This is a genomic window from Nocardia brasiliensis IFM 10847 (assembly GCF_000710915.1).
Taxonomy (GTDB): domain Bacteria; phylum Actinomycetota; class Actinomycetes; order Mycobacteriales; family Mycobacteriaceae; genus Nocardia; species Nocardia brasiliensis_A.
Genome location: NZ_BAUA01000159.1, coordinates 44,928 through 58,284, shown reverse-complemented (window position 1 = coordinate 58,284; position 13,357 = coordinate 44,928). Strand labels below are relative to the sequence as shown.

13 protein-coding genes are annotated in these 13,357 nt (G+C 67.0%); 4 read left to right on the top strand and 9 right to left on the bottom strand.

The genetic code is table 11. The annotated features are described in order from the left end of the window. The coding region (locus NBRGI_RS31080) for a helix-turn-helix domain-containing protein (protein WP_029900748.1) at positions 1 to 256 on the bottom strand (256 nt) is incomplete at its 3' end. 509 nt (positions 257 to 765) lie between these two features. Then, positions 766 to 1,134 (bottom strand): VOC family protein, encoded by a 369-nt coding sequence (locus NBRGI_RS31075; RefSeq protein ID WP_029900747.1) that lies wholly within the window; start codon positions 1,132 to 1,134, stop codon positions 766 to 768. A gap of 63 nt (positions 1,135 to 1,197) precedes the next feature. On the opposite strand from NBRGI_RS31075, the gene NBRGI_RS31070 reads away from it, so the two are divergent. Further along, positions 1,198 to 1,653: a MarR family winged helix-turn-helix transcriptional regulator gene (locus NBRGI_RS31070; protein ID WP_029900746.1), complete on the top strand. Its 456-nt coding sequence runs from the start codon at positions 1,198 to 1,200 to the stop codon at positions 1,651 to 1,653. Here the strand turns inward: NBRGI_RS31070 and NBRGI_RS31065 are convergent. Both NBRGI_RS31065 and NBRGI_RS31060 read right to left on the bottom strand, forming a co-directional pair. Continuing rightward, a complete protein-coding gene (locus tag NBRGI_RS31065) occupies positions 1,650 to 3,251 on the bottom strand; it encodes a glycoside hydrolase family 13 protein (RefSeq protein WP_370627870.1) in 1,602 nt (533 codons plus the stop codon). The genes NBRGI_RS31070 and NBRGI_RS31065 overlap by 4 nt on opposite strands. A gap of 145 nt (positions 3,252 to 3,396) precedes the next feature. Then, positions 3,397 to 3,825 (bottom strand): globin, encoded by a 429-nt coding sequence (locus tag NBRGI_RS31060; protein ID WP_029900744.1) that lies wholly within the window; start codon positions 3,823 to 3,825, stop codon positions 3,397 to 3,399. A gap of 337 nt (positions 3,826 to 4,162) precedes the next feature. Between NBRGI_RS31060 and NBRGI_RS31050 the strand changes: the two genes are divergently transcribed. Continuing rightward, on the top strand, positions 4,163 to 4,867 hold the full coding sequence (locus NBRGI_RS31050; protein ID WP_171904451.1) for an HNH endonuclease: 705 nt from the start codon (positions 4,163 to 4,165) through the stop codon (positions 4,865 to 4,867). 30 nt (positions 4,868 to 4,897) lie between these two features. Here NBRGI_RS31050 and NBRGI_RS31045 read toward each other — a convergent pair whose 3' ends face one another. Then, positions 4,898 to 5,467: a helix-turn-helix domain-containing protein gene (locus NBRGI_RS31045; protein ID WP_036561609.1), complete on the bottom strand. Its 570-nt coding sequence runs from the start codon at positions 5,465 to 5,467 to the stop codon at positions 4,898 to 4,900. Positions 5,468 to 5,547: 80 nt separating this feature from the next. Here NBRGI_RS31045 and NBRGI_RS31040 point away from each other — a divergent pair, with 80 nt between their 5' ends. Both NBRGI_RS31040 and NBRGI_RS31035 read left to right on the top strand, forming a co-directional pair. Then, entirely contained in the window at positions 5,548 to 6,291 is a 744-nt protein-coding gene (locus tag NBRGI_RS31040) for an AzlC family ABC transporter permease (protein ID WP_029900742.1), read from the top strand. Further along, positions 6,288 to 6,599: an AzlD domain-containing protein gene (locus NBRGI_RS31035; protein ID WP_029900741.1), complete on the top strand. Its 312-nt coding sequence runs from the start codon at positions 6,288 to 6,290 to the stop codon at positions 6,597 to 6,599. The genes NBRGI_RS31040 and NBRGI_RS31035 overlap by 4 nt, the downstream gene beginning before the upstream one ends. A gap of 24 nt (positions 6,600 to 6,623) precedes the next feature. Here NBRGI_RS31035 and NBRGI_RS48810 read toward each other — a convergent pair whose 3' ends face one another. From NBRGI_RS48810 to NBRGI_RS31015, 4 genes are all read right to left on the bottom strand, one after another. Continuing rightward, positions 6,624 to 6,779 (bottom strand): hypothetical protein, encoded by a 156-nt coding sequence (locus tag NBRGI_RS48810; protein ID WP_200882251.1) that lies wholly within the window; start codon positions 6,777 to 6,779, stop codon positions 6,624 to 6,626. A gap of 195 nt (positions 6,780 to 6,974) precedes the next feature. Further along, a complete protein-coding gene (locus NBRGI_RS31025) occupies positions 6,975 to 7,640 on the bottom strand; it encodes a hypothetical protein (protein WP_029900739.1) in 666 nt (221 codons plus the stop codon). Positions 7,641 to 7,655: 15 nt separating this feature from the next. Beyond that, positions 7,656 to 8,114 carry an acyl-CoA thioesterase gene (locus tag NBRGI_RS31020; RefSeq protein ID WP_256656734.1) on the bottom strand — a complete coding sequence of 153 codons (459 nt, stop codon included), beginning with the start codon at positions 8,112 to 8,114 and terminating at the stop codon, positions 7,656 to 7,658. Between the two features lie 8 nt (positions 8,115 to 8,122). Continuing rightward, positions 8,123 to 13,075, bottom strand: a complete 4,953-nt coding sequence (locus tag NBRGI_RS31015) for an NAD-glutamate dehydrogenase (protein WP_029900737.1) — start codon at positions 13,073 to 13,075, stop codon at positions 8,123 to 8,125. Between the last annotated feature and the right edge of the window lie 282 nt (positions 13,076 to 13,357).

The window sequence follows — 13,357 nt, the reverse complement described above, 5'->3', positions numbered from 1 at the left end:
GATCGGGTGTGAGTTTGCAGTAGCGGAAGATCGCCTCGACTTGGACGCGGTTGCGGGGCAGCGCGGTGTAGCCGGGTCGCAGCCAGTTGTAGACGGTGCTGCGGGAGATGCCGGCGTAGGAACTGAGCTGGCCCGGGGTCAGGCCGGACGCGGTGCGTGCGGCGCGCAGGATCGCCAAGAACTCCTCGGGGGTTTCCGCTTCGAGCTCGAGGGCGTCGAGGGCTTCCCGGACTGCGGTGGACGTCGCCGTGTTCACCGGTCGCGGTGCCGATAATCCAGGGCTTCGGGCGATGCGGCGCACCGCCGTCCGGCCGTCGCACCGACGTTCGTGGATAGCAGACCGTTCATGGTCACGAGCACTCCTCAAGTCCGGCAAGGAGTTCTGCGGGCGGCGGGATCGCGGCCGACCGCGGTACGCGGCGGGCCACGATGCACCGGTCGAGCGAAGCGATCTTCCTGCGTCACGGACTCCACGCTGTGGTTCACGAATACGTCAGTCGAAGGCAGCGCCAATTCTTTCACGGTTCGACCAACCGTATCCAGCCCTATTGACCCGAAGATGCACCCGCCGCACACAATTCATGTACAACTCGGTCCAAACAACGTCCCTACCTGCAGGTTCAATTACTATCGCACACTGTCGACAGAGTTCATTGGACCGTAGATGGACGCGTTGGGAATTCCAACAAATCCATTGTTACCCAGTGATTTTGCAATTGCATTTGCATTCCCGTTCAACTGTGCATACTCGATCGCGATCCGACCTCAGGCGCGGTCGTGCAGGGTGACCTGGTAGCCGTCGGGATCGGCGAAGGTGAAGGTCCGGCCGAAGGGCCCGTCGATCGGCGCGGCGACGATCGGGTGCCCGTCGGCGACGAGCGCATCGTGGATCGCTTGGACATCCGTGGCGTGCAACCAGATCGCGGCACCGATGCCGGGCTGCGCCACAGCGGCGAGATCGGTACCGGGAACGAGGTCGCGGAGCGCGAACGCGATCGGCTTCGTTTCGAAGACGACCGCGTGCGGCGGTCCGGCCTGCGAACGGACGAGACCTAGGTACTGCTCGTAAAACGCTTGCGACGCTGCGAGGTCGCGCGCTTGGAGCGAGATGAAATCGGGGCCGGTAACGGGCATGATGATGCTCCTTCATTGCGTGTCAGTCTTCTGACACAACACAACCTATGTCAGAATACTGACATGAGTCAAGACGGAGTCGACCTGCAGACGTCACTGGGCTACCTGCTGAAAGAGGCATCGAGTGCGCTCCGCACGGCCATGGACGAGGTGCTGCGCCCACTCGGAATGAGCGTGACGCACTACTCCTGCCTCGAACTGCTGGCGCAACGACCGGGCCTGTCGAACTCCGAACTCGCACGGGGCGCGTTCGTGACACGGCAGACGATGAACGTGCTGCTCCAAGCTCTGGAACGCGACGGCTACGTGACCCGGCCCGCGGCGGCGCCCGTCGGCAAGGTGCTGCCCACGCGGCTCACGCCCCGCGGACGGCGAAGCCTCGAACAGGCGTCCGCAGCGGTCCGATCCGTCGAGCTCAGAATGCTGACCGGGCTGAGCGAAACCGAGCAGTCAGCCGCGTTCCGGGTCTTGCAGAGCATGATCCGTTCCCTGCGCGAGGGCGACGCGGCAAATCGCTAGACCAGCCAGGCCGCGGCGTTCGGTGGAAGGTGACCGCCGTCGAGCGGGATGCTGGCCAGCAGCACGTCGCCGGGCGGCAACTGGGTCGGCGTGTTCGAGGCGTTCAGCACACAGACCAGCCCACCCGGGCGGCGGAAGGCGAGACAGCCGGGTGGGCTGCCGTACCACTCGATCCGGTCCCCCGCGAACTCCGGCCGCATGCTGCGCAGGTCGATGGCCATCCGATACAGCGACAGGGTGGAGCCGAGTTCTTCCAACTGCGCCTCGACCGTCTGGTTGGCCCAGCCGACCGGCATCGGCAACCACGGTGTGCCAGTGGTGAATCCGAACGGCGGCGTTTTACCCTCCCACGGAATCGGCACCCGGCAACCGTCGCGACCGCGTTCGGTGTGTCCGGACCGCTCCCACGCCGGATCCTGAAGCACCTCGTCCGGCAGGTCGTCCACGTTCGGCAGGCCGAGTTCCGCACCGTTGTAGATGAATACAGCGCCGGGCAGTGCGAGTTCGAGCATGATCATCGCGCGAGCCCGCGCCACGCCCTCGGGACCGCCGCCGTACCGGGTGACCTCACGTTTGATGTCATGGTTGGACAGCGTCCAGGTGGGCACGGCCGCCACCGGAGCGACCGCGGCGAGCGAATTGTCGATGGCGTCGCGCACGCTGTCCGCGTCGAACGTGGTCTCGGCCAGTCGGAAGTTGAACGCCAGATGCAGTTCGTCGGCGCGGACATATTCACCAAAGCGGACGTTGTCGTTGACCCACACCTCGCCGATGGACACCGCTTCCGGGTATTCGTCGAGCACCTTGCGGATCCGGCGGTGGATCTCGTGCACCGCCGGATTGTTGAAGCGCAGATCGTCGTCGTCGTTGACGAGTAGCGCGGAGGTGACCTTCGCCATATCCGGCAGGCCTTCCGGCTTGGCCATCCCGTGCGCCACGTCGAGCCGGAAGCCGTCGACGCCGCGGTCCAGCCAGAAGCGCAGCGTCTTCTCGAAATCGGCGGCTACCTCGGGGTTTTCCCAGTTCAGGTCGGGCTGCTCGGACGCGAAAATGTGCAGATACCACTGACCGGGCCTGCCGTCGGACTCGCGGACCCTGGTCCATGCCGGGCCGCCGAAGATGCTCGGCCAGTTGTTCGGCGGCTCGTCACCATTCGGCCCGCGACCGTCGCGGAAGATGTAGCGGGCCCGCTCGGGGCTGCCCGGCCCCGAGTCGAGCGCGGCATGGAACCACGGATGTTCGCTGCTGGTGTGGTTCGGCACCAGGTCCATCGTGATCTTGATCTGGCGGTAGTGCGCCTCGGCGATCAGCTCGTCCATCGCGGCCAAGCCGCCGAACATCGGATCGATATCGCGCGGATCGGCGACGTCGTAGCCGCCGTCGGCCATCGGTGACCGCATCACCGGGCACACCCATAGCGCGTCGACGCCGAGCAGTTCCAAATAGCCCAGCTTGTCCCGGATCCCGCCGAGATCACCGACGCCGTCGCCGTCGGAATCCGCGAAGGAACGGGGATATACCTGGTAGAACACGGCCGACCGCCACCATGGTTGTGTGGTGCGATCCACCGTCGCCGGCCCGGCTGGTGTATCAGTCACACAGCCAATAGTGCCAAAGATCTACGGCAAAAACCCTTAGGCGGAGCAGCAATCTCGACTTCGGGCAAATTACCAGCGAGCACGCGCGTACTCCGGCCAGGACGGGAACTACCTCGGGCCGTAGGGGTGTGCGCGCGAAACGACCTCACCAGGGTGCGTTCATCAGCGAATTCGCCGCCATCTCCATGTAGTCGAGTAGGGCCTTGCGATGCTCGTCGTCGAGCAGCTCCGGTTCGATCTCGGCGACGGCGATTCGCATGCACCGCAGCCACGCGTCGCGCTCGATCGGCCCGATCACGAACGGGTGGTGCCGCATCCGCAGCCGCGGATGGCCCCGCTCCTCGGAGTACGTGCGCGGACCGCCCCAGTACTGCTCGAGGAACATGCGCAGCCTGCGTTCCGCGGGGCCGAGATCCTGCTCGGGGTAGAGCGGGCGGAGCACCTCGTCGGCCGCCACCTCGCGGTAGAACGAGGCGACGATCCGCCGGAACGTTTCCGCCCCGCCGACCGCCTCGTAGAACGACGTCGTCGGCTCGCCCGCCGTTGCCGCTGCTGCCTGCTCGCCCGAAGTCATAGACCCTCTCGATTCGCTGGATGCGCCACCACCATTGTGCGGCCTCCGGAGTCCACCGTCACCTTGCCCCCATCCCCCTCCCGTCGCGCAAGGCGATAACTCCGCAGCCGAGCATCGCCCGCGGCAGGTGCTGCCTGATCGCTCCGCACTGGCCCCCAAAGCTCGCCCACATGGCCGTTTCCGGGGGTGGAAAATCGCGGAGCGGTGGCTCTTCAGCCACAGTTAACCGGACATTGTTGAAAATCACCGTGCAATGGCCGACGTTCCATGGTCAACTGAGTGGCAATCTCTGCCGAGCTAACAGCATGATCCTGCCAATCATGAAATTGAGGTCCAGATGAAGCAGCGGCACAGCGCCAGGTCACACGAGGCGCGGACACACCGACAACTCCAGCCCGCCGACGTCCACAATCGTGGGTCGGGGGCTACTCCGCTGCATATCTTGTCCGATCATTATCCGGGCGCGCATCACGGTCATTCCGATCATGCGCACCGCTACGCACCGCCGCCCAGTGAGACTCCGAGCTGGTTGAAGCGCCGGGTGCTGCTGCTGAACGCCACCTACGAGCCGCTCACCGCCCTGTCCGCGCGCCGCGCGATCGTCCTGCTCATCTGCGACAAGGCCGACACCGTCCACCATGACGCCGAAGGTCCGGTAGTCCATTCCGCGGAATCGGCCGTGACCATTCCCTCGGTGATCCGCCTGCGCAGTTATGTCCACGTGCCATATCGGGCCCGCGTCCCGATGACCCGCGCCGCTCTCATGCACCGCGACCGCTATCGCTGCGGCTACTGCGGAAGCAAAGCCGAAACCATCGACCACGTGATTCCGCGCAGCCGGGGCGGCGAACACTCCTGGGAGAATTGCGTGGCCAGCTGCGCGCCGTGCAATCACCGCAAGGCCGACAAGCTGCTGAGCGAGCTGGGGTGGACGTTGCGTTCGCCGCTCGTCTCGCCGAAGGGCCCGCACTGGCGGTTGCTGTCCACGACGGCCGATCTCGATCCGGTCTGGTTGCAGTACCTCGGCGAGGGCGCGGCCTGACCGCTTGTAATCGGCGAACCCGCTAGTGGCTCACGGGTATTCGTTCACCAGCACGGCCCAGGTTCCGGGCTCGAGCGCCTCGAAGACGTGCGGAAGATCGCCCGGATACGAGGTGTAGTCACCGGGGTGCAGTTCGACCGGCTCGTCGGCCAGACCGACCAGGGCACGGCCGGCCGCGAGCAGGACGTGTTCGACCACGCCCGGCATATGCGGGTCGGAGCTGCGTGCATGCCCCGGCTCGGCGGTCACCCGGAACAGGTCACGACGCGAACCCGGCGGGCTGGCCGCCAGCAGTGTGGCGCGATAGTCGGAACGTTCGGCAGCGAGCACCGGCCCCTCCCCCGCCCGGATCACCTGGACCCGCGGCCGCGGCGGATCGAGCAAGCGCGAGAACGGCATGTCCAGCGCGACGCACAGCGCCCAGAGCGTCTCGATGCTCGGGTTGCCGGTGCCCGATTCCAATTGCGACAGTGTGGACTTCGCGATGCCGGCGCGGCCCGCGACCTCGGTGAGGGACAACCCGGCCCTGGCACGTTCGCGTCGCAACGCGACCGCGATCATCGCCTGGGGTGTCGTCACCGTCGGTTCGTCCTGCGCCATCCCCAACTCCTGTCACGTAGCAGACCGCTCAACAGAAAACCATATTGACGAACCGGACGACCATGTTCACTATAAACAACATGCGTTCGATATGGCGAACACTCGGCCGGGACACGTGCACGGGGATCGCGGCGGTGTGCCTCGCGGTCTGGGTGATCGGCGTCTCGTATGGCGCCACCGCGGTGACCAGTGGCCTGCCGGCCTGGGTGCCCATCGTCCTCGGCTGCATGGTGCTGGCGGGCGGCGCCGAGTTCCTGTTCATCGGGATCGTCGCGGCGGGCGGCAGCCCGGTCGCGGCCGTGCTCGCCGGACTGGTGGTGAACGCCCGGCACCTGCCGTACGGACTCTCGGTGCCGGACGTGGTCGGAACCGGCTGGCGCCGAATGTTCGGCGTGCATCTGATGAACGACGAATCCGTGGCAATGGCTCTGGCCCAACCCGACGCCGAGTGTAAGCGTGCGGCCTACTGGGCCACCGGTTTCGGCGTGCTGCTCGCCTGGCCGAGCGGCGCCGCGATCGGCGCGCTGATCGGGTCGGTGGTGCCCGACACCTCGATCCTCGGGCTCGACGCGGTGTTTCCCGCGGTACTGCTCGCGCTGGTCATTCCGTCGCTGGCGGACCGCACCACACTGCGAGCAGTGCTGGTCGGTGTGGCTCTGGCCCTGATCAGCGAACCCTTCCTGCCCGCCGGAATGCCTGTGCTGGTGGCACTTTTGGGCGTGCTGGTAGCGATCCCGCGACGAGACGACCAGACACCCACGCCGGAGCAGCCCGTCACGGTACCCGAACGCACACCCACGAACTCGGAGGCGAATTGCGAATGATGCTGGTGGCCGGAATGTTCGCCCTCGCCGCAGGCACGTTCGCGTTCCGCTGGGCCGGACCGGCGCTGCGCGAGCGTATTCGCTTCCCCGCGCGGATCGTTCGCGTCCTCGAGGTCGGCGCGGTGGTGCTGCTCGCCGCCCTGGTGGCGGTGACCGCACTACCCGCGGGGACCGGCCACCTCGGATTCGCCTTGCCCGCAGGCGTTCTCGTCGCCGGGGTGCTGGCCTGGCGCAAGCTGCCGATCCTGGTGGTCATCCTCGCGGCCGCCGGGACCACCGCGCTGCTCCGCTTCCTCGGCGTCGCTTGATCGACGAGATCCGTTGCACGACAGTCACACTGCCGCCTCGGTGCGCAACCGATCCTGATTGATGTCGTAACACACCAGGCCGTGCGCGACCGCTCGCTCGACGCAGTAGGCCGACACTTCCTCGGCCATCGAATAGACCATGGTGAAGTAGATGTACGGGCCGCTGGCCCCCTCGAGCAACGGCCCATTTGCCCACGGGCGGTCGTCATCGTCATCGGTCCCGTCGAGATCCGGCCAGCGCTCGAGGAGATCCGCGACGAACGCGCGGATACCGTCCGTCGGCGGGACGGTGGCCTCGGTGTCGAAAGGCTAGCCAGGCGCGGCAAGATCACCCAGGCGCAGAATTCGGTGCCCCGACTTCTCGGGTGCGCGCGATCAGCTCGGAGACAGGGAGATGCCACCGCCGAGGCGGCGGGCGACCGAACCGTAGCGGGCGTCGATGCGCAGCCAGGTGCGGCTGGCCCGGACGCGGACGATCTCGGTGGGCATGATCCGCCGAGAGTCTGCCTTGTCACCCGAATGCGGGATGAAATCCATTGCGGTGAGGGCGAAGACGACTCGCATCGGAACCTGCACCTGGGTGCCCGCCCCGGAAACGGTCAGCACCGTCTGGTCGAGCAGCGAGGCGGGCGGGCCGTGGCTGCTGCCGTGCTCCTTCGCCAACTGCGCCCCCTGCTCGGCCAGTTCGACCAGGGTGCGGGCCGGAACGTCATCGATGTGCGCGAAACCGTCCGGTGGCGGCAGTGCACCGCGCCAGGCGGAATCCATCGAGTATCCGAGGTCGATCGGCAGGCCGGAGCCCAAACCGGTCAACACCAGCTCGGCGTCGACGGTGGCATCGTCGACGCCGAGTTCGGCGACCACGGTGCGCACCGCGAGCGTCTCGAAACCCGTTGCCACCCAGGCCGAAACGTACTGCTCCCCGCGGCGGCGGATACGCACCACCGCCGCGGGGTCCAGCCGCACCGCCCGAGTCAGGAACGTCGCGAGATTCTCCCGCTCCGCCGGATCGGGCACGTGCAACACACGTTGTTCTGACATCACGACTTTGCTGGATCAGTCGTTACGCCACTGCGCGAGATAGTCCCGCTCGTCATCGGTGAGTCGGCGCAACCGCTGCGCCTGCATGTCGAACGCGGCGATCTGCGTGGAAGCGATCACCGCCGGCGGCGAGTCCGGGGCGGCCGCGGCGGCCCGCACCTCGTAGCCGATGGTGAAGTCGACGGCCCGCAGCTGCTCGATCCACATGGCGATATCGAGCGGGGTGTCCTCGTGTCGCAGCTGTCCGCGGTAACGGACCCGCAGGTCGGCGAGGACGCAGCCCGTGCCGAGCGCGGCGGTGGGCCGGCCCGGCTCGAGCAGCCACGGGATGCGCGCTTCCTCCAGCAGGGTCACCATGCGGGCATGGTTCACATGCTGGAAAGCATCCATGTCCGACCACCTGACCTCGACCTGGGTGTGGAAACGCTTGGGCAGCACGGCTTGGCCGCCCTGCGCCTTCCCGTGACCGTTCAACGGACTCGTCACCGTGCTGCTACCTCCGACTGGGCGCCCACCCCGCTCACCATGCTTCGCACCTGCCGCGCTGCAACCGACAGCGTGGCGAGATCGTGGGTTCCGGACTCGAACAACTCCGACAGTGCGGCACGGGCACGCCCGAGCCTGGACTGATTCTTCGACTCCCAGTATGCAATCTTCTCGTCCGCGCTCTCCTCCGGGTCTCCGGCGGAGAGCACGTCCAGGGTCAGCGAGCGCAGCGAGGCGTACATGTCGTCGCGCAGCGCGAGCCTGGCCAGCGAGTGCCAGCGGTCGCCGCGTTCCAGGTGGCTGACCGCCTGCAACAACCAGTCGATCTTGAGGTGCTCGTTCAGCGCGTAGTAGAGCGCGCCGACCTCGTCGCCGTCCCGATCGGTGATATCGGCGATATCCACGATGTCCAGCAGCGGGAACAGGTTGAGCAGCCCGAACACCTCGGTGGCCAGGTCGGTCGGCGCCCCGCGCGCGATCAGCTCGGCCGATTGATCGGTGAGTGTCGAGACGTGGTGCCCGCGCAGCCAACCCGGCACCTTCGGCGCCAGTTCCTGCACGTCCCGGCAGTACCGGTTGATCTCGGCGCCGACCGCGATCGGCTGCGGCCGATTGCTCAGGAACCACCGCGACGCCCGGTCCAGCGTGCGCTTGGTCTCCAGTTCCAGCAGGTCACGCACCGAGGTGGTGGCGTCGGCCGCCCGGATCCGCGCCCACATCTGCGGCAGGCCGAAGATCTCGGTGGCCGCGGCGAACGCACGCACCGAGTCGGTGGCGGTCGCGCCGGTCTCCTCGCTCAACCGGTGCGCGTAGGTGATGCCGCCGTAGTCCACCATCTCGTTGACGATCATCGTGGTGAGGATCTCGCGACGCAGCCGGTGCTTCTTGATCGCCGCACCGAACCGGTCGCGCAGCGGCGTCGGGAAGTAGTCCGGCAACCGGGTGGTGAAGTAGGCGCTGTCCGGCAGATCCGTCTGGAGCAGGTCCGCCTTGAGCGAAAGCTTCACGTGCGCCATCAGATTCGCCAGCTCCGGCGAGGTCAGGCCCACACCCTCCTCGAGCATGCGCTGCATCTGCGCCTCGGAGGGCAACGCCTCCAGTTCGCGGTCCAGACCGCGGCGCTCCTCGAGATCGTCGATCAGGCGCATGTGCACGTTCAGCATCTGCGGTGCGTCGGTGCGCGAGATACCCATCAGGAAGTTCTGCGCCACATTGTCTTCGAGCACGATCTGCGCGACCTCGTCGGTCATCGAGGCGAGCAGCGGGTTGCGATCCGGCTCCGCCAGTTCGCCGCTGCTGACGACACCGTCGAGCAGCACCTTGATGTTGACCTCGTGGTCGGAGCAGTCGACGCCCGCCGAGTTGTCCAGCGCGTCGGTGTTCATCTTGCCGCCGTTGCGGCAGAACTCGATCCGGCCGAGCGCCGTCGCACCCAGGTTGCCGCCCTCGCCGATCACCTTGACGCGCAACTGATTTCCGTTGACCCGGACCGGATCGTTGGACTTGTCGCCGACGTCGGCGTTGGATTCGGTGCTCGACTTGATGTAAGTGCCGATGCCGCCGTTCCACAGCAGCTGCGCCGGGGCGAGCAGGATCGCGCGCACCAGCTCGGGCGGCGACAGGGATTCCACATCGTCGCCCAGACCCAAGGCCTTTCGCGCCTGCGGGCTGATCGGCACCGACTTCACCGTCCGGTCCCAGACGCCGCCGCCGGCACTGATCAGCTTGGCGTCGTAATCCGCCCACGACGAGCGCGGCAGCTGGAACATGCGCTGCCGCTCGGCGTAGGACGCCGCCGTGTCGGGGTTCGGATCCAAGAAGATGTGCCGGTGATCGAACGCGGCCAGCAGGCGGATGTGCTCGGAGAGCAGCATGCCGTTGCCGAACACGTCACCGCTCATGTCACCGATACCGACGACAGTGAAATCCTCTGTCTGCGTGTCGATATCCATCTCCAGGAAGTGGCGCTTGACGCTCTCCCAGGCACCCTTGGCGGTGATGCCCATCGCCTTGTGGTCGTAGCCCGCCGAGCCACCGGAGGCGAACGCGTCGCCGAGCCAGAAGCCGTAGCGCTTGGCCACATCGTTGGCGATATCGGAGAAGGTCGCGGTGCCCTTGTCCGCGGCGACGACCAGGTAGGTGTCGTCGCCGTCGCGACGGACCACCCGGGCCGGCGGCAGCACCTTGCCGGTGGCGCGATCGACGTTGTCGGTCACGTCCAGCAGGCCGGAGATGAAGGTCCGGTAGCAGGCGACGCCCTCGGCGCCCAGGGCCTGCCGGTCCGCGACCGGGTCACCAGTGGCGGCCGGCGGCTGCTTCACCACGAAGCCACCCTTGGCGCCGACCGGAACGATCACCGCGTTCTTCACGGCCTGCGCCTTGACCAGGCCGAGAACCTCGGTGCGGAAATCCTCGAGCCGGTCGGACCAACGCAACCCGCCGCGCGCGACCGGACCGAACCGCAGGTGCACACCTTCGACCCGGGGCGAGTACACGAAGATCTCGAACTGCGGCCGCGGCTTGGGCAATTCGCTGATCTCACGCGGCTCGACCTTCATCGACAGGTAGTCGCGCGGCATGCCCTCGGCGTCGGTGACGTAGTAGTTGGTGCGCAGCGTCGCCCGGATCAGGTTGAGGATGGCGCGCAGGATGCGGTCGGCATCCAGGCTGACCACCTCGTCGATCCGGCCGCGCACCTGGGTTTCCAGTTCGGCGGCGTGCTCGGCCGAGACGGTGTCGGGGTCGAACCGCGCCCCGAACAGGTCGACGAACAACCGGGCCACATCCGGATAGGTGAGCAGCACCCGGGAGATGTTCGCCTGGCTGTACGGGAAGCCCGCCTGCTGCAGGTACTTCGCGTAGGCCCGCAGGATCGAGACCGCACGCCACGGCAGCCGGGCACGCAGCACCAGCTCGTTGAGTCCGTCGGCTTCGGCACGGCCGTACCAGGCCGCCTCGAACGCCTCGGTGAACCGCTCACGCAGGCCACGCACTTCGGCCTCGAGCACCGCGGCGCGCTTGGAGGACTCCAGCAGTTCCGCGTCCAGGTCCCGGTCGAGCGCGCTGCGCAGCAGCTCCGGGCGGGCCAGCAGACCGAAGTCGTAGATCCAGCGCTCGCCCCCGCTGCTCGGGTCGCCGCCCGGCTGCGGTTCCAGCTCCAGCTGGTAGGGCCGCTCGTCCACCACCTCGACGCCGAGGCTCTGCAAGACCGGCAGCACCTGGCTCAATGAGATGCCCGCGCCCCCGACGTAGAGGGAGAAGCGCCAGCTCCCCGGATCCGAGCCCGCGTTGCGGTACAGGTACTGGTCGATGCCGCCGTCGCGCAGGTGCTCGAGCCGGACGATATCGGCCAGCGCGCGGTCGGCTGCGAAATCTTCCTTGTAGGCGTCCGGGAAGGCCACTGCGTAGCGCTGCACCACCGCCGGGTCCAGCATCGTCGAGGTGCTGACCTCGTCGTTCAGGTGGTCTTCCCAGGTGCGGCTCGCCTCGGCGAGCAATCCCTGGATGCGCAGCCGGTTGGCCTCGGAAGTGTCCGCCGCCGGTGTCGCCGCGTAGCGCGGGGCGCCGTGTTCGGCCGCGGGCATGCGCACGGTGAAATACACGCTGGCCAAATCGCTTTCGGCGACCCGAGCGGAGTAGTCGATATCGACACCGCCCAGTTCCCGGACCAGGATCTCCTGCATTTCCAGGCGCACCCGGGTGGTGTACCGATCACGCGGCAGGTAGACCATGCAGGCCACGAAGCGGCCGTAGCCGTCCGCGCGCAGGAACAACCGCACCTGCCGGCGCAGCCCGATGTTCAGCACCGCCACGGCGGTCTTGCGCATCGTGTCGTCGTCGGAGGAGAACAGCTCGGTGCGCGGGAAGGACTGGATGACCTCGAGCATCGCCTGCCCGGAGAAGGAGTCCAGATCGAACCCGCTCTCCTCGATCACCGAGCGCACACGCCGCTCGATCACCGGGATGTCGAGCACGTTCTCGTGCACCGCGGTGACCGTGAAAACGCCGATGAACAGGTGCTCGCCCACGATGGTGCCGGACTCGTCGAAATCGGCGACCCCGATGAAGTACGGGTAGACCGAGCGGTGCACGGTGGCCGGGACCAGACCCTGGGTCAGGATCAGCAGCGGCCGGTCGATCGCGTTGATCGGGACCTGGAAATCGGTTCCGACGTCGGGTCGCAGCACGCCGAGGCAGGTACCGGGCAGCGCGTTGGAGGACTGCTGCTCCTGCTCGGAACTCAACCGGTAGCGGGCGTACCCGAGCACGGTGAAGTTTCCGCTGGCCAGCCAGCGCAGCAGGTTCGCGGTGTCGACCAGGTCGGTCTCCGAGAACGGCGCCTTGCCGGACTTCGCGGCCAACTCCAGGTCCTCGGCCAGCTTGCTCTGGACATCCTTGATCGCTTCGGTGTCGCCGATGACCTGGCGCACGTCGGCGATCACATTCGGCAGGCCGGATTCGATCCGGCTCAGCTGCGCCCGGCTGGTGGCCGGATGCAGTTGCAGATGCATCCAGGACTCGCGCAGCCCGGCCGCGCCGTTGCCGTCCACCTCGTGCGGGGCGGCTTGTTCGAGGCGTCCGTCCGCGTCGCGCTCGACCTCGAAAATCGGATGGATAACTTCGCTCACGCTCACGCCGAGCCTGCTCAGCGATGCGGTGACCGATTCGACCAGCAGCGACATGTCGTCGGTGACGACCTGTACCGCCGCGCCGAGGCCGGAGTTGTCATCCGGGTGGTACACCCGTACTAGCGCCCGGCCGGCCGGACGGTGCATGGCCAATTCCATGTGCCGCCGGAAGATCTGTGTGATGCCGGTGATCGCGCAGTCCACATCGCCAGCGTCGACGTGGCGGAAATACGCCTCCTCGAGGGTCGCCAGTTCGCCGCGCAGTGCCTGCGGCAAACCCGCGGCCCACGCCGCACTGGACAATTCGGACGAGACCGTCATTTTTTCGCCAACTCCTCGGATTCGGTTCCGTAACAAAGCGACGCCGGTCCGAGAGTAGCTGTACGTCGAAGACGCGGGGGTGAAATCCCTTCCAATCCTGGGGTGTTCACCACAACCGCCGTGTTCGCCACGCGATTGCCGATCTCGAACGGATGATCTCGGCACACAGCATCGTTCGGACCCACGAACGTCAGGTGTGTGCGACAGGTGCTTTCCGCGGCGGCAACGGGGCCGACGCACCTCGGTTCAGCTCGGCCACCACCTCGGCGGTGCGGACCGCCG